Raw genomic sequence first — 19,052 nt, forward strand, 5'->3', positions numbered from 1 at the left:
TTCGTTGTTCATGCGAAGGATTATCCGGATGTTGCCCCGCCTCCCTGTCGTCACCCGCTGCCTGACACTCGCCGCCTTGTGTGTGGCCGGTCCTGTTGCCGCATTGGAATTGCCTCTACCGCCGCCGGGTGAAGACATCGTCGGCCAGGTACAGGTGATCAAGGCCAAGTACGAGGATACCTTCGCCGACCTGGGCACGACCTACGACCTGGGTTACCTGGAAATGGTCGCGGCCAACCCGGGGGTCGATCCCTGGCTGCCGGGGGCGGGCACCGAGGTGATCCTGCCTACGCGTTTCATTCTGCCGCCCGGGCCGCGCGAAGGCATCGTGATCAACCTGGCCGAGTATCGACTGTACTACTACCCCAAGGGTCGGAACGTGGTCTACACCTTTCCGCTGGGTATTGGTCGTGAAGGCTGGGGGTCACCGATCGCGCACACCAGCATTACCGCGAAAACCCCGAATCCAACCTGGACGCCCCCGGCGTCGATCAAGGCCGAGCATGCCGCCGACGGTGACCCCTTGCCGAACGTGGTACCGGCCGGGCCGGACAACCCCTTGGGGCCATTCAAGTTCACACTTGGCACGCCGGGTTACCTGATTCACGGTTCGAACAAGAAGTTCGGTATCGGCATGCGCACCAGCCACGGTTGTTTCCGCATGCTCAACAACAACGTGCTGGAAATGGCCGGCATGGTGCCGGTGGGAACTTCGGTGCGCATCATCAACGATCCGTACAAGTTCGGTATCAGCGGCGGGAAAGTCTACCTGGAAGCTCATACGCCGTTGGATGACAAAGGCAATCCTTCGGTGGTCGACAAGCACACTGCAGTGATCAATGCCTTGCTCAAGCGTGAGGACCTGGCTAACAACCTGCGCATGAACTGGGATGTGGTGCGTGATGTAGTGGCAGCCGAAGATGGCTTGCCGGTGGAGATCGCCGTGCCGACGACAGCGCCTGTGACAACAATGTCCAACGCGACCTACGATTTGCAGCAGTAAGCGCTTAAGTGCAACCCGCCGATACCTGCTGGTAGCGGCGGGTTTTTTATTGCCGGTGAAGAACTCCGGGCAATAAAAAAGCCGATCCAAAAAATGGATCGGCTCGATAACAATCCCGAGGGACTATTACTTGCGGCTAGCTTTTTCCAGCATACGCAGAGCGCGCTCGTTAGCTTCGTCAGCAGTCTGTTGTGCTTTTTGAGCAGCAGCCAGAGCTTCATCAGCTTTACGATAGGCTTCGTCTGCACGAGCCTGAGCACGAGCTGCTGCGTCTTCAGTAGCAGTCAGACGAGCTTCGGTTTCTTTGGATACGCTGCTGCAACCGGTAGCCAGAACTGCGGCCAGAGCCAGAGCAGAGAATTTCAGAACGTTGTTCATCGTGTTCCCCTTCAAGGACTTTCTATTAGTAGCTATCACCTCAGAGTGAGGAAATAGCCGGCGTACATACTACCCATTACTTGTAGTAAGTAAACTGACGTAGCGCAAGAAGCAAAAAAAATTCTAGGCGCTGTTTCTTTTTCGAGCAACTTTTTAGCGGGTTGTATAAAAAATATTCAGCGGCGAAGCTCCGGGGCCGAATGCTGCTTGTTTGCCAGCATCGTTATCGGAGTTTCCGGGCGCTGTTTCAGAGCCTAGGCTAAAGTCGGTCTATATTGTGTCGACTGCACTTTTCTTCAGAATTTGTTCAGCCCTGAACCTATGTTTAAGCATCTTGTGGGTGACTTTAAGAGGCGTCGCTCGTCTTATGTTTCAGCATCCGGCGATGTACCGTCTCAAGACGTTTAGGTATCGATCCCGACTAAGGCTCGTACTCAGCCTCAACAAGGTTTTGCGCCGATCTGTGACGAGTGTGGCTTGAGCATTTGTGCCAATGGCGCCTATATTTTGTAACGTGCTGATGGCGCAAGAGCGAGAGCTTCTACGGGCGGCCGACAGGCACGAGGTGGCGTAAGTTGTTCCTTCGCCGGAAAAACATCGGTAAGGTAGGGGTCAGCATTCCAGACCCGCAAGGAGTAGTGATGAGCGAGGCGTTGTCCATCCACCATGACCAGGCTGGTCATCAGTTCGAGACCAATGTGGACGGTCATCGTGCCTACCTGACCTATATGGACCTGGGTAAGCAGACCCTGGATATCTATCGCACTTTCGTGCCCAACGCACTGCGTGGGCGCGGTATTGCCGCGGCGTTGACCGAGCAGGCGCTGGAGTACGCCGAACGCATGGGCTACACAGTGATTCCGTCCTGCTCGTACGTAGAGCGCTATATGGAGCGTCATCAGCGTCACGCAGCAAAGCTCTGACCGGGGCGACCATGAAAAACGCCGGGCTTGGCCCGGCGTTTTTGTGTCTGCAGGAAAGGGTCAGCTGCGATCGCGTTTCGGCAAGACGTCCTTGAGCTTGGCGTGCATGCCGCGCAGGGTCTTCTCGGTACTTTCCCAGTCGATGCAGGCATCGGTGATCGATACGCCGTACTGCAGTTCCGCCAGGTTCTTCGGAATCGCCTGGCAACCCCAGTTCAAGTGACTTTCCACCATCAGGCCGATGATCGACTGGTTGCCCTCGAGGATCTGGTTAGCCACGTTTTCCATGACCAGCGGCTGCAGTGCCGGGTCCTTGTTGGAGTTGGCGTGGCTGCAGTCGATCATGATGTTCGGCTTGATCTTGGCCTTGCTCAGGGCCTGCTCGCAGACGGCGACGCTGACCGAGTCATAGTTGGGCTTGCCGTTGCCGCCGCGCAGTACCACGTGGCCGTAGGCGTTGCCTTTGGTGGTGACGATCGACACGCCGCCCTGGGGGTTGATCCCCAGGAAACGGTGAGGGCTGGAAACCGACTGCAAGGCGTTGATTGCCACAGTCAGGCCACCGTCGGTGCCGTTCTTGAAGCCCACGGCCGAGGACAGGCCCGAAGCCATTTCGCGGTGAGTCTGGGATTCGGTGGTACGTGCACCAATGGCCGACCAGCTGATCAGGTCCTGCAAGTATTGCGGGGAGATCGGGTCCAGGGCTTCAGTGGCAGTAGGCAGGCCCATTTCAGCCAGGTCCAGCAGCAACTGGCGACCAATGTGCAGGCCGTCCTGGATCTTGAACGAGTCGTCCAGGTAAGGGTCGTTGATCAGGCCTTTCCAGCCGACGGTGGTCCGCGGTTTCTCGAAATAAACGCGCATCACCAGGTACAGGGTGTCGGAGACTTCAGCCGCCAGTGCCTTGAGCCGCTCGGCGTATTCGTGGGCTGCCTTGATGTCGTGGATCGAGCAGGGCCCAATGACGATGAACAGGCGGTGATCAGTGCCGTCGAGGATATTGCGGATCACTTCGCGACCCTTGGTCACGGTGCGCAAGGCGGTGTCGCTCAGCGGGATGTCTCGTTTGAGTTGATCAGGGGTGATCAGGGTCTCGTTGGAGGCGACGTTAAGGTCGTTGATCGGTAAATCAGCCATCGTGTTACTCGTCAGGTCACGGGTGCCGGCCGCCAGCGATCCCCGCGCGGCGGAGCACAGCGGATTTGAGCGCGTCGGGGAGCGGAACCTTAGCGCGTTAGCCGGTGACTCTACAATGGGCAGGTGGCGGTTTTATTGGGCTATGGCTGCACAAAAGCCTGGTGCACACGGTCTTCGGAATAGTCTTCTGCGTGCTGCTCGACCCAATCCAGCGCCAGCGCCTCAATGCATTGCTGTTCGCTCTGAGGTTCATGCAGGCGACAGTAGCGGGCGATCTGGCACACCTGCTCACCCATGCGCGCGCCGAACAGCGTTTGTTCGTCGACGAACGCGATGCCCACCAGGTAGCCACGCTTGCGTTTCAGGCACCAGGCGACATAGCCGTTGTAACGGGCGTTATCCCCCAACGTTGGCATGTACACCTCCAGCGCGGTACCGCGGCGCCAGGCACGGTGGTAATTGCACGCCATGCCACCGAGGCTGATAGTGTGCAACCGCTGGCGTGAAATACAGGCGTGCTTGCGCAAGGTCAGTTCAACCGGAACATCATCAGGATGAGGCAGAAAACGTCCCATGACCGCAGACTCCGAGTGTCGTCCATTTGACATTGTTTCCCCCAGTATAGTGCTCGAATTGGAACTGACCGATTTCGATATCGACCAGCAATTACTGGGCCTGGGCGGCGTTTCCCTGGTTGTTTTCACCAGTGTCGGCTGTTCCAGTTGCCGTTGGGCCCGGGCGCGGTTGCCGGAGTTGGAGCTACCCATCGACCGTCTTTGCTGGGTCGATGCGGGCGATAATGGCGGTGCGGTTCAGCGCTATCAGGTGTTCCACTTGCCGGCTTTGTTCGTGGTCCGCGACGGTGAGTTTCATGGAGCGCTACAGTCGCGCCTGACGCAGCAGGATCTCAGCGAGAGCCTGCGTCAGGCGCTTAATCGAATACCAGAGGAGTTGCCTTGATGGGTGCAGGCCGTAAACCGCGTGTAGGCATTATCGGGACCGGAGCGATCGGAGGTTTTTACGGGGTGATGCTGGCACGTGCCGGTTTCGACGTGCACTTTTTATTGCGCAGCGAATATCCGGCAGTGCTCGAGCATGGGCTGCAAGTCAACAGCAGCCAGCACGGCAAGCTGACGTTGAAGCCGGTGCAGGCCTACGCCAATGCCGAACAGATGCCGCCTTGCGACTGGCTGCTGGTGGGCGCCAAGACCACCAGCAACCTTGATCTGGCGCCGGCGATCATTCAGGCCGCGGCCACCGATGCCAAGGTTCTGGTACTGCAGAATGGGCTGGATGTCGAAGACGACCTGCGCGCGGTGCTTCCCGATTCGCTGCATCTTCTGGGCGGCTTGTGCTTTATCTGTGTGCACCGCGCCGGGCCCGGGCAGATCGAGCACCAGGCGCTTGGCGCGGTAAACCTGGGTTACCACAGTGGCCCGGCCAGTGCCGATGCGACCCTGAGCCAGGCGATAGTCGAGGAGGGCGCCGCGCTGTTTCGTGAGGCGGGGCTCGACTCCCAGGCCATGGGCAACCTGCAGCAGGCGCGCTGGCAGAAGCTGGTGTGGAATGTCCCGTATAACGGCCTGTCGGTTCTGCTCCGAGCCAGTACCACGCCACTGATGGCCGACCCCGCCAGCCGCGAGCTGATCCAGGACCTGATGCAGGAAGTGCTGCAGGGGGCGGCGGCTTGCGGGCATGTCATCCCTGCGGCCTATGCGCAGCAACTGTTCAAGTCCACCGAGCACATGCCGGATTACTGGCCCAGCATGTACCATGATTTCCTGCACCAGCGTCCTCTGGAGCTGGCAGCTATCTATGCTGCACCCTTGGCGGCAGCGCGGGCCGCAGGTTGTGAGCTGCCGAAGATCCAGGCGTTGTACCAGGCCTTGAGTTTCATCGACCGGCACCACGCCTGAGTTGGGCTTATTACCTTTAAGGGGATGAAATATGGCAAAGGGCCTGGATGGCAAGCTGGTGGTGGCGATCTCGTCGCGGGCGCTGTTCGACCTGGGCGACAGCCACAAGGTCTATCTGGCCCAGGGGGTCGAGGCCTATCGGCAGTACCAGATCGAACATGAAGAGGAAGTCCTCGAGCCCGGTGATGCCTTCCCTCTGGTCAAGAAACTCCTCAGCCTCAATGCCAGCCTGGGCCGAGCCCGGGTCGAGGTGGTGCTGGTCTCGCGCAACAGTGCCGACACCGGGTTGCGTGTGTTCAACTCGATCGAGCACTACGGCCTGGGCATTTCCCGAGCAGCCTTCGTCGGCGGCCGCAGCCCTTATCCCTATCTGGCGGCCTTTGGCAGCGACCTGTTTCTCTCCACCCATGCCGATGATGTGCGCAGTGCACTAGAGGCCGGCTTTGCTGCGGCAACCATTCTGTCCGGCGGCACCCGGCGCGCTGAAAATGGCGAACTGCGCATCGCGTTCGACGGTGATGCGGTGCTGTTTTCCGATGACTCGGAGCGTATCTACCAGTCCGGCGGCCTGGAGGCATTCCAGGCCAGTGAGCGGCAGTCGGCACGAGAACCGTTGCCGGGCGGGCCGTTCAAGGGGTTCCTGGCGGCACTCAACCTGCTGCAGGGAGAGTTTTCCGATGAGGCCAGTCCGATCCGTACCGCCTTGGTGACAGCCCGTTCCGCGCCGGCCCATGAGCGGGTAATCCGCACTTTGCGCGAGTGGAACATCCGCCTGGACGAATCGCTGTTCCTTGGCGGGCTGGAAAAAGCCGCCTTCCTCGAAGCCTTTGCAGCCGACGTGTTCTTCGACGACCAGGCCGGTCACTGCGAGCTGGCTCGCGAAGTGGTCGCCACCGGTCACGTGCCGCACGGCGTAAGCAACGAAACCAAGGCTTGAATCCTAAAATCCGTGGTTTTTCCTCGGACCTCCCACAGTTCCAGGCACTGCTAAGCTGAATCAATCTCCGCCATCTTGGCAGTTGAGGAGGTCATATGATTCGTTCGATGCTGTATGCCACTGACCTCGGTCTGTATGCGCCCTTTGTGATGCAACATGCCCTGGAGCTGGCTCGAACGTTCAATGCCGACTTACATGTAGTGCACGCCGTGGAGCCCATGGGCCTGTTCGCCGAATCAGTGTTGCAGAGCTACCTGGATGAGCAGTCGTTGAATGAGTTTCACCGCCAGGGCCTGAATACAGTGATGGCCAATATAGAGCAACGGGTGCTGGACAGTTTTCGCGAGGAGCTGGGGGAGGGGATGCAGGACTTGACCTTGATCCAGTCGGTGCGGGTGCTTCAGGGGGACCCGTCCCAGGTGATTCTGGAGCAGGCGGGGAAACTCTCTGTGGATTTGCTGATCGTAGGAAGTCACAGCCATGGGGTGGGGGCGCAAACGCCTTTGGGGCGTACCGCAACGCGAGTTCTGCAACTGGCCAAAGTCCCGGTTTACCTGGTGCCTCTGGTGCAGCGTCGACGTCAGGGCGATACCTGAGGATGGAATGGAAAATTCTGAATAAAAGTTCTAGATTTATTCTCCTGACCATTAATATAGTTATATACCGTCGCTGATACCCGTGGCGTCTACCTGCTTTGAGGGATTGATATGAAGCTTCAACAATTGCGCTACATCTGGGAAGTGGCGCACCACGACCTCAACGTCTCCGCTACCGCGCAAAGCCTTTACACATCGCAACCGGGTATCAGCAAGCAGATCCGTCTGCTCGAGGACGAACTCGGGGTCGAGGTCTTTGCCCGCAGTGGCAAGCATCTGACCCGCGTGACCCCGGCCGGCGAGCGCATCATCACCACCGCCGGCGAGATCCTGCGCAAGGTCGAAAGCATCAAGCAGATCGCCCAGGAGTTCTCCAACGAGAAGAAGGGCACCCTGTCCATCGCCACTACTCACACCCAGGCGCGCTACGCCTTGCCACCGGTGATCAGCAGCTTTATCAAGCAGTACCCGGATGTGGCCTTGCACATGCATCAGGGTTCGCCGATGCAGATTGCCGAAATGGCCGCTGACGGCACTGTGGATTTCGCCATCGCTACCGAGGCCCTGGAGTTGTTCGGTGACCTGGTGATGATGCCGTGCTATCGCTGGAACCGCTGCGTGGTAGTGCCTCAGGGCCACCCGCTGACCAAGCTGCCGAAGTTGACCTTGGAAACCCTGGCCGAGTACCCGATCGTCACTTACGTGTTCGGTTTTACCGGTCGTTCCAAGTTGGACGAAGCCTTCAGCCATCGCGGCCTGACGCCCAAGGTGGTATTCACCGCTGCCGACGCCGACGTGATCAAGACCTATGTGCGCCTGGGCCTGGGCGTGGGCATCGTGGCCAAGATGGCGGTCGACACCAAGCTCGACAGCGACCTGGTGGTGCTGGATGCCAGTGAACTGTTCGAATCGAGCATCACCAAGATCGGTTTCCGTCGCGGCACTTTCCTGCGTGGCTTCATGTGCGATTTCATCGAGAAGTTCGCCCCGCACCTGACCCGCGAAGTCATGGCCAAGGCCATTGCCTGCCATAACAAGCAGGAACTGGAAGAGCTGTTCGACGGCGTCGAATTGCCGGTCCACTGATCCCCAGCCTGCCTAGCGGACCTCGGTGACAGTGAACTGTTGCCGGGCGCCCGCCACCACGATCTCCACCTCATCGTCCTCGAACTTGCCCAGCAGGCTCTTGCCCAGGGGCGAGCGGGGGGTGATGACGGTCACTAGTTGCCCCACCACGTAGACCTTCAGGCCCGCGCCATCCGGGCCGAGAAACAGCCACTGTTCGTGGCCGTTTTCATCTTCCAGCCCCAACAGCGCACCGATCTGAATCCCCTTCTGCGGGTCATGAGGGCGCAGGCTCAGGTTCTGCCAGAGGCCCAGGGCCTGGCGGATTTCCTCGACCCGTCGAGCCTGGCCGGCGGCCAGGTAGGAAGCTTCCAGCCCCAGGGTGTCGTACTTGTTCTCGGCGATATTTTCTTCGTGGGTGGCGGTTTCGTAAGCGGTTTGTGCCGCTCGCACCGCGACCTCCAGGTCGTCCCGGAGCTGTTGCAGAATCAGTTGGCAGACGGACTGTTTATTCATGGTCAATTACAGAATTGCAGGACGTTGGCCCGGCTTTTTTCGCTCGGCGCGGTCTGGTCCTGCTGCAACCAGAACTGGCATTTGGGGTTGGACAGGTTGCGCAGGTTGCTGCGGGCGTTGTCCAGGGATTGCAGTTCCTCGTTCTTGCGCAGGTTTTCCTGGTACTGCTCGAACATTCGGTTTTGTAGCTCAGGTGGCGCGGCCACCGGTGGTTTTGCCAACTGCTGCACCGCTTGTGCGACCGGAGCCAATTGCTGGCTGAAAAGGTAGTGCGAGGCCAGCCAGCAGGTCAGGGCGATCGCCAGGAAACCCAGCCACAGGCCCAGGGCAATGCTGGCGGTGAGCGCCAGGAAGTTGAAACTGATGCGCAAGGAGCGACGTGCGGTGGGACGATGGGACATGGCTGCCTCCTGGCGGGCGGTGTTGGGCAAGGGCCGATTGTCGCACGAAGATAATCGCGGTTGGCTCTTCTGCGCAGGAGCATTTATGCGGACAATCGGTGCCTTTGCCAATCGGGGAGTGGAATGAAAGCCTCCTGGGATATTTTCTGCAGCGTGGTCGACAACTACGGCGACATCGGCGTGACCTGGCGCCTGGCCCGGCAACTGGTGGCCGAGCATCAATGTGTGGTGCGGCTGTGGGTCGATGATTTGCGCGCTTTCGAAAAGATCTGCCCGCAGATCGATAGCCAAAAGGCCAGCCAGATTCAGGATGGCGTCCAGGTGCGGCACTGGCCGGCCCAGTGGCCGGACGAGGCGGCGGCCGATGTGGTGATCGCGGCTTTCGCCTGCCAGTTGCCCCACGCCTACATGGACGCCATGGCCGACCGTGCGCGTGCGCCACTGTGGCTGAACCTGGACTACCTGAGCGCCGAGGACTGGGTCGGCGGGTGCCATGGCCTGCCTTCCGTGAAGTTTCGCGGGGTGCAGAAGTACTTCTTCTTTCCCGGATTCCAGGCCGATACCGGCGGCTTGCTGCGCGAGGCCGGGCTGCTCGAGCAGCGCCGGGATTTCCAGGGCAGGCCCCAGGCCCGGCTGGATTTCCTGAAATCCCTGGGCGTATCGCCTGTTGCCGGCAGTCGCTTGATCTCGCTGTTCGCCTACGAAAATGCCGGGGTTGCCAGTTGGTTGCAGGCCCTGGCCGACGACGGGCAGCCGACTCATCTGCTGGTGCCCGAAGGCCGCGTGCTGGCCGATGTGCAGCGCTGGCTGGGAGAGGAACCGCTGGCGCCGGGCTGTCCACAGGTACGCCAGTCGCTGACCGTTCAGGTGCTGCCCTTCGTGCGCCAGGAGGATTACGACCGGCTGCTCTGGTGCTGCGACTTCAACGCGGTGCGCGGGGAGGACTCCTTCGTTCGGGCGCAATGGGCCGGGCGTCCGATGCTCTGGCACATCTATCGCCAGGATGAAGACATCCACCTGGACAAGCTCGAAGCTTTTCTCGGCCTCTATACCCGCACACTATCCCCGGGGGCCAAGGCTGCAGTACTGGCCCTGTGGCAGGCCTGGAACAGCGAAGCATCGATGGCTGAACCCTGGAAAAACCTGCTGCAATACTGGCCGGAAGTCGCCGCGCACGCCGAGCAATGGTGTCTGGAACAAGGCTCCCAGCCCGATCTTGCTGCGGCGCTGGTGCAGTTTTACCTAAATTGGATATGATACGCGGCCTAGATTTTTGTAAATCCCATCCAAATTCGGATATTCGCAATGAAAACTGGTAAAGAACTCAAACCCGGTACCGTGATCCGTATCGACAACGATCCTTGGCTGGTTCAGAAAGCTGAATTCACCAAGTCCGGTCGTAACAGCGCGATCATGAAGACCAAGCTGAAGAACCTGCTGACCGGTTACAAGACCGAAACCGTTTACGGTGCGGACGACAAACTGGACGACGTGATCCTGGATCGCAAAGAAGCGACCCTGTCGTTCATCAGCGGCGACACCTACACGTTCATGGACACCACTGACTACACCATGTACGAGCTGAACGCCGAAGACATCGAAGCGGTTCTGCCGTTCATCGAAGAAGGCATGACCGACGTTTGCGAAGCTGTGTTCTTCGAAGACCGTCTGGTTTCCGTTGACCTGCCGACCACCATCGTGCGCCAGGTTGACTACACCGAAGGTTCCGCGCGCGGCGACACTTCGGGCAAGGTGATGAAGCCTGCCAAGCTGAAAAACGGTACCGAGCTGAGCGTTGCGGACTTCATCGAAATCGGCGACATGATCGAGATCGATACCCGCGAAGGCGGTTCCTACAAAGGCCGCGCCAAGGTTTAAACCTGGCTCGCCCCTGTAGACGAAAAAGCCCGACCTTGAGTCGGGCTTTTTTATGCCTGGAATTTGCCGTTTCAGACCGTAACGTGCAGGCGCACATCCACATTGCCACGGGTGGCATTGGAGTAGGGGCAGACCTGATGCGCGGCATCCACCAGGCTTTGCGCTTCGTCCTCGGCCAGGCCGGGCAGGCTCACATGCAGGTCGATATCCAGGCCGAAGCCGCCGGGGATCTGGCCGATGCCGACATGGGCGGTGATCGAAGCGTCGTCCGGGATCTTGCGCTTGCTCTGGCTGGCGACGAACTTCAGGGCACCGATAAAGCAGGCCGAGTAACCGGCTGCGAACAGCTGTTCAGGGTTGGTCGCCTGGCCACCGGCACCACCGAGTTCCTTGGGGGTGGCCAGTTTGACGTCGAGGATCTGGTCATTGGAAACAGCGCGGCCATCACGGCCACCGGTGGCGGTTGCAACGGCGGTGTAGAGAGTTTGCATGGTGGAAGCCTCGTGGTAGGTTATTTTCGCGCTAATTATTTGCGCGCTAAGTAAGTGCGAAATAAATGTATCTCGCTAATATTTAGCGCGCAAGATAAATTTTGCTGAAAACCCCTCCATTAGCCTTGAGTCATGGGCAACTCATTGATTCTGAAAAAAATATTTTTTCGGTTGAGAAGCTAGCCTCAGCCATAGGGGGCTGGCTTGCCAGCAAAGCGTCAAAGACTGTCCTGCAGATGCCCGCGCAACACCTGCAAATCTTCCTGCAACTGACGCAATTGCTCCACGCTCCGGCCGCTGGCCCCGAGGATGCACTGGGGAATGTCCCGGGCTTGCTCGCGCAGCACCCGGCCCTGTTCCGTCAGTTGGACAATCACCACCCGTTCATCTTCCCGACTGCGGGTGCGGCTGAGCAGACCTTCGGCCTCCAGGCGCTTGAGCAGCGGGGTCAGGGAGCCGGGGTCGGTCAGCAGGCGCTGGCTGATCTCGCCGACCGTCAGCCCGTCCCGTTCCCAGAGCACCAGCATCGCCAGGTACTGCGGGTAGGTCAGCCCCAGCTTCTGCAGCAGAGGCTTGTAGACCTTGGTCAGCATCAGCGAGGTGGAGTGCAGGGCAAAGCACACCTGGTTGTCCAGCAGCAGTTGATCGCAGGAGTCCAGGGGGGAGCGTTCGGTGGTCATGTTGGCGGCCTTGATCATTGATGGTCATGAATCTAGCGGGCGAGTCTTTAATGCGCCAGATAATTTTCCTCAGGTCTCAGCCCATCGCGCTTTGCAATGCCAGGTCCCAGGGCGGAACCGGGCTGAAGCGGCTTTTCAGGTACTCCAGCAGCAGGCGGCTACGGGCATTGGGGTGCTGTTCCATGCGCAAGGCGTAGATGCCGGCGGTTTCCGGCTTGGGCAGGCCGCCTTCGCAGAACAGCGGCACCAGTTCGCCGCGCAGCAGGTATTCACTCACCAGCCAGGTGGGCAGGTGGGCAATGCCCAGCCCGGCCAAGGCCCCGGAAAGCAGGGCTTCAGCGTTGTTGGCACCAAGGCGTATACGCTGCGGACGATGGCTCTGCACCTGGCCGTCAAGCTCGAAGCGCCAGGCGAACAGCGGCGCCAGGCCATCCCAGTCGAGGCCGTCGTGCTGGCTGAGTTCGGCGGGGTGGCTGGGGGTGCCGCGGCTTTTCAGGTAGGAGGGGCTGGCACAGGCGATACGCACGATGCTGGCCAGGGAGGTGGCGACCATCCGCGTGTCCACGCGCTGGCCGGCGCGCAGCACCAGGTCGACCTTGCCCAGGTGGGAGCCCTGCATGTCGACAAAGCTGTCGATCAGGTGTAACTGCACATCCAGCCCGGGGTAGAGCACCAGGAAATCGGCAATGGCCGGCGCCAGGTGGCGGCGCCCGAAGGCAGCGGGGGCATCGATGCGGATCAGGCCCTCCGGGGCATGGCTCAGGGAAACTGCCTCGGCCCGAGCCAGTTGCAGCTCGGCAACGATACGCCGGGCCCGTTCGGCAAAGGCCTGGCCGGCGGCGGTGGCGACCACGGCGTGGGTGGTACGCATGAACAGAGTGGTGCCCACGGCGTTTTCCAGGCTGTCGATGCGCCGGGCCACGGCGGAGGGCGTCAGCGGATGGCGGCGTGCCGCTGCGGAAAAGCTGCCCGCCTCCAGCACATCAAGAAACAGCCCCAGTTGTTCGGTCAGTGTATTGGGATTCATGATCAGCTCGCTTATGCGAAAACGGCAAAGCCATTGTGCGTTGCTATGCGTTTCCGTGCCAGGGCCGACTGCGTAGCATGCAGCTCTCAGGTGAGGGAGAGCGGTTGTGATCGAGTTGATGATGTATCTGTTGTTGGGCGCGGCGTTGGGTACGGTGGGCGGGCTGTTCGGTATTGGCGGTGGCTTGATCGCGATTCCGGTGCTCGGCGTGCTGTTTGGCCTGGACCAGCAGATTGCCCAGGGCACGGCGCTGGTCATGGTTGTACCCAATGTGCTACTCGCGCTGTGGCGCTATCACCAGCGCAACCGCATAGAGGCGCGCCACGCCTTGCCCCTGGCCCTGATGGGGTTCAGTTTCGCCTGGCTGGGCTCGATCTGGGCGGTGGGCATCGATGCACAGAAGATGCGCATCGGCTTTGTCGCCTTTCTTCTGGTGCTGTCGGCCTACAACCTGCTGCGCATGTTCATGGCCAGTGCCCCGGCCAGCAGCGAGATGCGTTACCCCTGGCCTTGGCTCGGGGTATTGGGCGCCGCTTCCGGGGCCATGGGCGGGCTGTTCGGGGTGGGGGGCGCAGTGGTTGCCACGCCGGTACTGACCAGTGTCTTCGGCACCACCCAGGTGGTAGCACAGGGTTTGTCCCTGGCGCTGGCGCTACCCAGCACCGGGGTCACCCTGGTGACCTATGGCTTTCACCATCAGGTGGACTGGGCGATCGGTCTGCCGCTGGCAGCCGGTGGCTTGCTGAGCATCAGTTGGGGGGTGAAGGTCGCCCACGCCTTGCCCGAGCGGCTGTTGCGCGGCCTGTTCTGCGGCTTCCTGGTGGTGTGTGCGGTGATGCTGGCGTTTAAAGTTTGAAGCCTTCGACGATGTGTTCGGCCAGGCATTCGGTGATGGGCGAGGGCTGGTTGAGGTTGCGCAGCAGCATGATGCTGGCCTCGGGCAGCTCCGGCAGCCCTTCGTTCTCGCCGAGGATGCGCAGGTCCGGCGTGATCAGGCTTTCCAGCTGCGCGGTGATCGCCAGCCCGGCGCTGACCACCGCCATGATTGCCGACAGGCTGGAGCTGTTGTAGGCAATGCGATAGTCGAGGCCGATGGCATCCAGGGCGTTGCAGGCCCACAGCCGGCAAAAGCAGTCGCTGTTGAACATCGCCAGCGGCAGTGGCGTCTGTTCATGGGGCGTGAAGCACTGGGCCACGGCCCAGACGAAGCGCTCCTTGCGCAGGAGTTGGCCGATCTCGTTGCCCGGCTCTCGGGTGACGATGGTCAGGTCCAGGTCCTGGCGTTGCAGCAGTTGCTTGGACGATTCGCAATGCACTTCGATCTGGATCAGCGGGTAGCTCTGGGCGAAGCGCGACAGAATCCCCGGTAGAAAACGCATCACATAGTCATCCGGCGTGCCGATGCGCACCAGCCCCACCATGTGCGGTTCGCGCAGGGTATTGAACACTTCGCTATGCAGTTTCAGGATGCGCCGGGCATAGCCCAGCAGTACCTGGCCCTCGGCGGTCAGCTTGACCTGGCGTCCGTCGCGCTGGAACAGCTGGCGTTGCAGCACGTCCTCTTCCAGGCGCTTCATCTGCATGCTCACCGCCGATTGGGTGCGGTTGACCCGTTCTCCAGCCCGGGTAAAACCGCCTTCATCGGCGATGGCGACGAAGGTGCGCAGCACTTCGGTGTCGATGCTGGGGAACTGGGACATTGATCAAATCCTGAGATGCATGGGGCAGGAAGCATTCCTGGGCCTGATCTTATTCCTCGAAAGGCCACGGCGTCATCCCTGGCGTTGCGCTTGCAGCCAGGCCAGCACCTGCCGGGCGTTCTGGTCCGGTGGAAACACCGGGTAGAACACCTTTTCGATCTGCCCGGCCTTGAGAATCAGAGTCAGGCGTTTCAGGAAGCGGGTGGCGTTCAATTCGAACATCGGCAGCCCCAGGGCTTCGGTCAATTGCCCCTGTGCATCGGAGAGCAGGGCAAAGGGCAGGTGCAGCCGCTCGACGGCTTCACGTTGATAGTCGCTGTCCTGGCTCGAGAGGCCGAACAGGTTCGCCGCCCCGGCGGCCGCGAGTTCCTCGGCCAGGTCGCGAAAGCCGCAGGACTGCGGGGTACAGCCGCGGGCGCCGGGGGTCATGTCCCAGCCCTCCAGCAGCGGCAAATCCGGTCGTCCCATGCGCGGGTAGACATAGAGCACCGTTATGCCGGGCAGCGTCGACAGGTCGACCCCTTCGCCCGAGGTGGAGGGCAGTCGTAGCCCGGGCAAGTGCAGGCCTTGCAAGTGACGGGCTGCGCCATCGTCCTGGGGGGGCGGGATACGCGACCAGTCCACGCTCAGCATGTCTCTCATGACGCTTCCTCCTGATCAGTAGTGCTGGGCAATCGCAATAGGGATAGCTGGATAACAGAGTGTCGATAGTGCTCCTTCAGTTCAAGTAGTACTGCGGATAAATGATGTTCGATCCAGCAATTAATGCTCGTGGCTTTTATTGGTTTTGTCTTTGGCTTTAGTTGTGCTGTGTTATTGGCGATAAGCCTTATCGGTGCTGGCTATAAGTTTTCAAAAAAGGTCTGGAGTGTTGGCTATAAGTTGTCGTTTGCTAATTTCGCTGCGCGATAAAAATCAATGAATATGCCCTGGGCCGATTAATGGTCAACTTTGTCGTTGTTTGGGTTTGCCTAAAGAAACATCCGCTACTAGTGTTGCGCTTGCCATGTACAGATGGTCTGTACTGGGATTGCGACCAACTTTGGAGGGTCCTTTCATGAACGTGAAAGCGGAACACACTGAGCCAACCACTGCCGAGCTGACACAGCTCAAGACCAAGCTCAAAGCCGGCAAGCTGGCGCCGGAAGACCTCAAGGCGCTGGTGGGCCTGGTGGAACGTACGGAGAAGGCGGCGAAGCAACTTAGGGCAGCCATCGTCGAGTAAATGACGCTAACGCTTTGGAGGGCAGGATCAGAAATGGACCTCACTACTCGAACTACTCATATCGATATATCTGAACCGTTGCGTAGCCCTCCATTTTTAGCGCGCAGCACTATCGGCAGTCACTCGGTACTGCTGCTGGGAAGTCTGGAAGCGCCTATCTCTACACTTAGTGATAATGCTTTTATTGTCGAACGCATTGCCCAGAGTCTCAACTTGTCGGCGCTGGGCGCCCAGTTCAATGCGGAAGAAGTTATTTTTCTGCTGAACGAGCAATATACCGCTGCGGAAGAGTTTGTTTATGGTCACCCCATCTGGCGAAAGATAAGAGAGGGTGATCAAGCTGCGCTCTACGCTTATATCCTGGAAACCCGGCACTACCTGGCTGCCGCGGCCTCGAGGATGTGCCCCTCGGTCAGCCCGGGCATAGGGTTGTCGCCGATCTCCCTGATGCTGTCCAGGCATGCGCTGGAGGAGTGGGATCATGCGCAGTTCTTCAATGAGGCCCTGGAGCTGATCGGCTGTTCCGGCGACATGGTCAGGCTGGCCCGGCCTTTGCCCGCAACCCTGGAGTGGATTCACCTGTCCCGGCAGATCGCGGCCATGGGCGAGCTGGTGTCGGCGGCCTGCTCCGGTTTCATGGAGCACTCTTCGGTGGAACAGGAGGCGGTGCTGGGTTGGCATGAGTTGCTGGTGGGCCACAACCTGTTGAGCCGCAAGGCGACAGACAAGGTGCTGGGGCATTTCTCCACCGACATCCAGTATGGGCATTCGGATAACTGGAAGAAGGCCGTGCGCACCCAGGACTGCTACCCCGCGCCGGCGGTGGCCACGGTGCTCAATGCAGTCTGCAGCCTCAGCGAAATGATCTACCGCTGGCTGACTGCGCTGGAGCAGGGATGTGCCAGCTCCATTGTCACCGCGGCCCAACTGGTGGCCGAGGAGGGGCTGGACCAACTGTTGCACGCCGCTGATTCGCCCCTGGACGTGGAAATTTTCCAGGGCCTGCCGGTCTGGCCGTCCAGTGTGATGAGCCTGGTCAACGGTGAGCGTTCCGGCGATGACAACCCTGCCGATACCGTCGTTGCGTCCTGCTATGCCCTGGGGCCGCGAATGACGCAACTGGTCATGAGCCCGGCGCCTTTTGGCGCACTGATCAGCCAGGTGCATGAGCAGTTGCTCAATGGCCAGAGCTCCAGCGCCGAGAGTGTGGCGGCCATCGAACAGATGACCACCGACTGGCTGGTATCGGTGGACGGCCACGGCCTGTGGCAACAGATGACCGAGGGCTGCGCGGATGAGCTGATCATCGGCTACATGCTGGAGAACTATCATTACCTGGCCTCGGCGACCCGACATGTCAGCCCGGCCATTGCCGCCTGTGCGGATGCGCGGATCCGCGAGAACCTGTTGCAGCACCTGCAGGATGAGCTGACCCACTGCGACATCCTCAAGCCCAGGCTGCGCGAACTGGGAGTCCGGCGCCCGGAAGCGATGCGACCCTTGCCGACCACCACTGCCTTTGTCGGTTATCTCAGCGACCTGGCACGGCATGACTGGAAGGGCTACCTGATCGGTTCGACCTATCTGCAAAAAAGCCTGAGCGAATGCCGTGGCGATGATCGTCACCTGCGTTTCTACTCGCAGGTGTCCGCCAACAACCCGCGCTGCGCAGCGTTGCTGGGGGCCATGGCAGCCCATGACGAACTGGATGACGAGCTGGGCCACGATCAGCGGCCGTCGCTCAACATCGAGTATCTGCTGGCGCGGGGCGACGTGGGCCGTGACTCGGTGGCGCGTGCGGCCATGCTGCCGTCACTGGCCTGGAGCTTTCTGGATGGCATCCGCCAGCACTATTGCACCGGCAAGGACGCGGTGCTGCAGCGCCAGGCCTGGAGCGCAACATGAACCAGCCCTATTTCCAGAACCTGGAGCCCCTGGCGCAGTTGCAGGAACTGTTGTTCGAGCGTGATGACTTCGAGGCCCTGGCCAGGCGCTTGCCAGAACCCAGGATGGCTCTGGAAAAGTGGCGCGATGTGTTGCATGGCGAGCTCCTGTCGCTGTTTCGCTGGGGGCTGATTCGCGCCAGGGAGAGCCTGGATGACCAGGGGGCGGGCCAGGGCTATGGCCAGGAAGTCCTGTGCCTGCTGCCCTATTACGGCTTTTGTCTGCATGCAATCCGCCGCGCCGCGCCCTTTGCCTTGATGGGCATACCCACCACGGTGTCGGTGCGTCACGACCGTTATCAGGAGGCCAGTGCAGTGATTGGCGAGTTGGCGGCCGTGCTTGGCGTAAAGGATTGGCTGCGGGTCAGTGAGGAATCCTCGGCAGAGTTGGTGCGGCAGTTTCATGGGCGCGATGGCCTGATCGTGCTCACCGGCAAGCAGTCCACCTACACCAGCCTGCGAAACCACTACCCGGACGCGCGGATCATTGCTGCAACCGGCTGTTGCGGGGTGGTCCTGTCGGTGGAGGAGCAGCCGGCCCGCGTCATCGAGGAACAGCGCCAGGAACACCGGTTGCCGGTCAGTTGCAGCAACCATGGCTACACCGTCCTTGCCGAAGCCCTGACCCCGCAGGCGGCGGTGCTGGCCATCAACGGCGCCCGGCCCGCGGTCAGCAGCACGGTGCAAGAGTTGCTCGGGCAACTGCACCCGTCCATTGTCCTGACTCCCCCTTCGGCTCTGCCGTTGCCCGATGATCTTGGCGGCTACAGCCTGCTGGCCTGTGAAGAGTCGGCGGCGGCCAGCCTCGATGGTTTCGGTCGCGACCCACTGGGCGGCTGGCCGGGGGATTACCGGATCTGAAAGCGGTCCCTGGAAACACCGGCGGGGAACCAAAGCATCAAACCCTGAGATGTATTGCATAAGAAACATTCGTTGGATTGATCCTTGTTCGGGGAAGAGACTGTGCTCATCCCCACTGGAGGACAGGATCATGAAAGCGCAAAAGGGTTATCTGCTGGTTCACAAACTGCCAATTCAGGCGTTGTCGTTACGTGCACTATGGCGCCAGGTGGTCCGCTGGCACGAGTTGGCGCAGGAGCGCCGGATGCTTGCCGGCCTGAGCGATTCGGCCCTGCATGACCTGGGACTGAGCCGGGCGGATGTGGAGCATGAAGCGGTCCGCCCGTTCTGGGACGATCCGATGCACAAATAACCCGGTGGCCACTACACAAGCTG

The 19,052-nt window shown here is 60.4% G+C and carries 25 protein-coding genes; 14 read left to right on the forward strand and 11 right to left on the reverse strand.

Features of this window, described 5'->3' with window-relative positions:
- The first annotated feature begins 28 nt into the window (after nucleotides 1-28).
- Nucleotides 29-1,003: a L,D-transpeptidase family protein gene (locus AC1RGE_RS20700; RefSeq protein WP_015636545.1), complete on the forward strand. Its 975-nt coding sequence runs from the start codon at nucleotides 29-31 to the stop codon at nucleotides 1,001-1,003.
- 126 nt (nucleotides 1,004-1,129) lie between these two features.
- Here AC1RGE_RS20700 and oprI read toward each other — a convergent pair whose 3' ends face one another.
- Nucleotides 1,130-1,381 (reverse strand): outer membrane lipoprotei OprI, encoded by a 252-nt coding sequence (gene oprI, locus AC1RGE_RS20705; RefSeq protein ID WP_003448337.1) that lies wholly within the window; start codon nucleotides 1,379-1,381, stop codon nucleotides 1,130-1,132.
- A gap of 641 nt (nucleotides 1,382-2,022) precedes the next feature.
- On the opposite strand from oprI, the gene AC1RGE_RS20710 reads away from it, so the two are divergent.
- The gene (locus tag AC1RGE_RS20710) at nucleotides 2,023-2,304 is read left to right on the forward strand and encodes a GNAT family N-acetyltransferase (protein ID WP_011062548.1); all 282 of its coding nucleotides are present in this window, start codon (nucleotides 2,023-2,025) and stop codon (nucleotides 2,302-2,304) included.
- 60 nt (nucleotides 2,305-2,364) lie between these two features.
- Here the strand turns inward: AC1RGE_RS20710 and AC1RGE_RS20715 are convergent, their stop codons facing one another.
- Together AC1RGE_RS20715 and AC1RGE_RS20720 are read right to left on the reverse strand one after the other, a co-directional pair.
- Nucleotides 2,365-3,441 carry a 3-deoxy-7-phosphoheptulonate synthase gene (locus tag AC1RGE_RS20715; protein ID WP_103289568.1) on the reverse strand — a complete coding sequence of 359 codons (1,077 nt, stop codon included), beginning with the start codon at nucleotides 3,439-3,441 and terminating at the stop codon, nucleotides 2,365-2,367.
- Between the two features lie 140 nt (nucleotides 3,442-3,581).
- Nucleotides 3,582-4,016, reverse strand: coding sequence for a PilZ domain-containing protein (locus tag AC1RGE_RS20720; RefSeq protein WP_011062546.1), 435 nt, complete (start codon nucleotides 4,014-4,016; stop codon nucleotides 3,582-3,584).
- Here AC1RGE_RS20720 and AC1RGE_RS20725 point away from each other — a divergent pair.
- From AC1RGE_RS20725 to cysB, 5 genes are all read left to right on the forward strand, one after another.
- Entirely contained in the window at nucleotides 4,015-4,401 is a 387-nt protein-coding gene (locus AC1RGE_RS20725; RefSeq protein ID WP_011062545.1) for a thioredoxin family protein, read from the forward strand. The two genes, AC1RGE_RS20720 and AC1RGE_RS20725, sit on opposite strands and share 2 nt — an antisense overlap.
- Nucleotides 4,401-5,357, forward strand: a complete 957-nt coding sequence (locus AC1RGE_RS20730; RefSeq protein WP_492584925.1) for a putative 2-dehydropantoate 2-reductase — start codon at nucleotides 4,401-4,403, stop codon at nucleotides 5,355-5,357. The genes AC1RGE_RS20725 and AC1RGE_RS20730 overlap by 1 nt, the downstream gene beginning before the upstream one ends.
- Nucleotides 5,358-5,388: 31 nt before the next feature.
- A complete protein-coding gene (locus tag AC1RGE_RS20735) occupies nucleotides 5,389-6,294 on the forward strand; it encodes a 5'-nucleotidase (protein WP_015636544.1) in 906 nt (301 codons plus the stop codon).
- A gap of 95 nt (nucleotides 6,295-6,389) precedes the next feature.
- The gene (locus AC1RGE_RS20740; protein ID WP_011062542.1) at nucleotides 6,390-6,890 is read left to right on the forward strand and encodes a universal stress protein; all 501 of its coding nucleotides are present in this window, start codon (nucleotides 6,390-6,392) and stop codon (nucleotides 6,888-6,890) included.
- A gap of 111 nt (nucleotides 6,891-7,001) precedes the next feature.
- The gene (gene cysB / locus AC1RGE_RS20745) at nucleotides 7,002-7,976 is read left to right on the forward strand and encodes an HTH-type transcriptional regulator CysB (RefSeq protein WP_011062541.1); all 975 of its coding nucleotides are present in this window, start codon (nucleotides 7,002-7,004) and stop codon (nucleotides 7,974-7,976) included.
- Nucleotides 7,977-7,988: 12 nt separating this feature from the next.
- Here the strand turns inward: cysB and AC1RGE_RS20750 are convergent, their stop codons facing one another.
- On the reverse strand, nucleotides 7,989-8,471 hold the full coding sequence (locus tag AC1RGE_RS20750) for a GreA/GreB family elongation factor (RefSeq protein WP_169892175.1): 483 nt from the start codon (nucleotides 8,469-8,471) through the stop codon (nucleotides 7,989-7,991).
- Nucleotides 8,472-8,473: 2 nt separating this feature from the next.
- A complete protein-coding gene (locus AC1RGE_RS20755; RefSeq protein ID WP_492584927.1) occupies nucleotides 8,474-8,872 on the reverse strand; it encodes a hypothetical protein in 399 nt (132 codons plus the stop codon).
- Nucleotides 8,873-8,995: 123 nt separating this feature from the next.
- Here AC1RGE_RS20755 and earP point away from each other — a divergent pair, with 123 nt between their 5' ends.
- Nucleotides 8,996-10,129 (forward strand): elongation factor P maturation arginine rhamnosyltransferase EarP, encoded by a 1,134-nt coding sequence (earP, locus tag AC1RGE_RS20760; protein WP_011062538.1) that lies wholly within the window; start codon nucleotides 8,996-8,998, stop codon nucleotides 10,127-10,129.
- Nucleotides 10,130-10,177: 48 nt separating this feature from the next.
- On the forward strand, nucleotides 10,178-10,750 hold the full coding sequence (locus tag AC1RGE_RS20765) for an elongation factor P (protein ID WP_007931398.1): 573 nt from the start codon (nucleotides 10,178-10,180) through the stop codon (nucleotides 10,748-10,750).
- Nucleotides 10,751-10,821: 71 nt separating this feature from the next.
- On the opposite strand, the gene AC1RGE_RS20770 is transcribed toward AC1RGE_RS20765, so the two are convergent.
- From AC1RGE_RS20770 to AC1RGE_RS20780, 3 genes are all read right to left on the reverse strand, one after another.
- A complete protein-coding gene (locus AC1RGE_RS20770; RefSeq protein ID WP_065365476.1) occupies nucleotides 10,822-11,241 on the reverse strand; it encodes an organic hydroperoxide resistance protein in 420 nt (139 codons plus the stop codon).
- 218 nt (nucleotides 11,242-11,459) lie between these two features.
- On the reverse strand, nucleotides 11,460-11,921 hold the full coding sequence (locus AC1RGE_RS20775) for a MarR family winged helix-turn-helix transcriptional regulator (protein WP_011062536.1): 462 nt from the start codon (nucleotides 11,919-11,921) through the stop codon (nucleotides 11,460-11,462).
- A gap of 76 nt (nucleotides 11,922-11,997) precedes the next feature.
- Entirely contained in the window at nucleotides 11,998-12,948 is a 951-nt protein-coding gene (locus AC1RGE_RS20780) for a LysR family transcriptional regulator (RefSeq protein ID WP_011062535.1), read from the reverse strand.
- A 106-nt stretch (nucleotides 12,949-13,054) separates the two neighbouring features.
- Between AC1RGE_RS20780 and AC1RGE_RS20785 the strand changes: the two genes are divergently transcribed.
- Nucleotides 13,055-13,804 (forward strand): sulfite exporter TauE/SafE family protein, encoded by a 750-nt coding sequence (locus AC1RGE_RS20785; protein WP_011062534.1) that lies wholly within the window; start codon nucleotides 13,055-13,057, stop codon nucleotides 13,802-13,804.
- Here AC1RGE_RS20785 and AC1RGE_RS20790 read toward each other — a convergent pair.
- Both AC1RGE_RS20790 and AC1RGE_RS20795 read right to left on the reverse strand, forming a co-directional pair.
- Nucleotides 13,794-14,648, reverse strand: a complete 855-nt coding sequence (locus AC1RGE_RS20790; RefSeq protein WP_011062533.1) for a LysR substrate-binding domain-containing protein — start codon at nucleotides 14,646-14,648, stop codon at nucleotides 13,794-13,796. The two genes, AC1RGE_RS20785 and AC1RGE_RS20790, sit on opposite strands and share 11 nt — an antisense overlap.
- Before the next feature lie 72 nt (nucleotides 14,649-14,720).
- Nucleotides 14,721-15,290: a peroxiredoxin gene (locus AC1RGE_RS20795; RefSeq protein ID WP_011062532.1), complete on the reverse strand. Its 570-nt coding sequence runs from the start codon at nucleotides 15,288-15,290 to the stop codon at nucleotides 14,721-14,723.
- Nucleotides 15,291-15,705: 415 nt separating this feature from the next.
- On the opposite strand from AC1RGE_RS20795, the gene AC1RGE_RS20800 reads away from it, so the two are divergent.
- A complete protein-coding gene (locus tag AC1RGE_RS20800) occupies nucleotides 15,706-15,873 on the forward strand; it encodes a hypothetical protein (RefSeq protein WP_015636538.1) in 168 nt (55 codons plus the stop codon).
- 96 nt (nucleotides 15,874-15,969) lie between these two features.
- Here the strand turns inward: AC1RGE_RS20800 and AC1RGE_RS20805 are convergent, their stop codons facing one another.
- Nucleotides 15,970-16,212, reverse strand: a complete 243-nt coding sequence (locus tag AC1RGE_RS20805) for a hypothetical protein (protein ID WP_072442860.1) — start codon at nucleotides 16,210-16,212, stop codon at nucleotides 15,970-15,972.
- 108 nt (nucleotides 16,213-16,320) lie between these two features.
- Here AC1RGE_RS20805 and AC1RGE_RS20810 point away from each other — a divergent pair, with 108 nt between their 5' ends.
- From AC1RGE_RS20810 to AC1RGE_RS20820, 3 genes are all read left to right on the forward strand, one after another.
- A complete protein-coding gene (locus AC1RGE_RS20810) occupies nucleotides 16,321-17,778 on the forward strand; it encodes a thiaminase II/PqqC family protein (RefSeq protein WP_171053490.1) in 1,458 nt (485 codons plus the stop codon).
- Complete coding sequence (locus tag AC1RGE_RS20815) at nucleotides 17,775-18,677, forward strand: hypothetical protein (protein WP_053153090.1); 903 nt, start codon at nucleotides 17,775-17,777, stop codon at nucleotides 18,675-18,677. The genes AC1RGE_RS20810 and AC1RGE_RS20815 overlap by 4 nt, the downstream gene beginning before the upstream one ends.
- Before the next feature lie 130 nt (nucleotides 18,678-18,807).
- Nucleotides 18,808-19,029, forward strand: a complete 222-nt coding sequence (locus AC1RGE_RS20820) for a DUF1127 domain-containing protein (RefSeq protein WP_041119391.1) — start codon at nucleotides 18,808-18,810, stop codon at nucleotides 19,027-19,029.
- Nucleotides 19,030-19,052: the final 23 nt, after the last annotated feature.

This window comes from Pseudomonas sp. GW823-FHT02C05, from assembly GCF_058797595.1.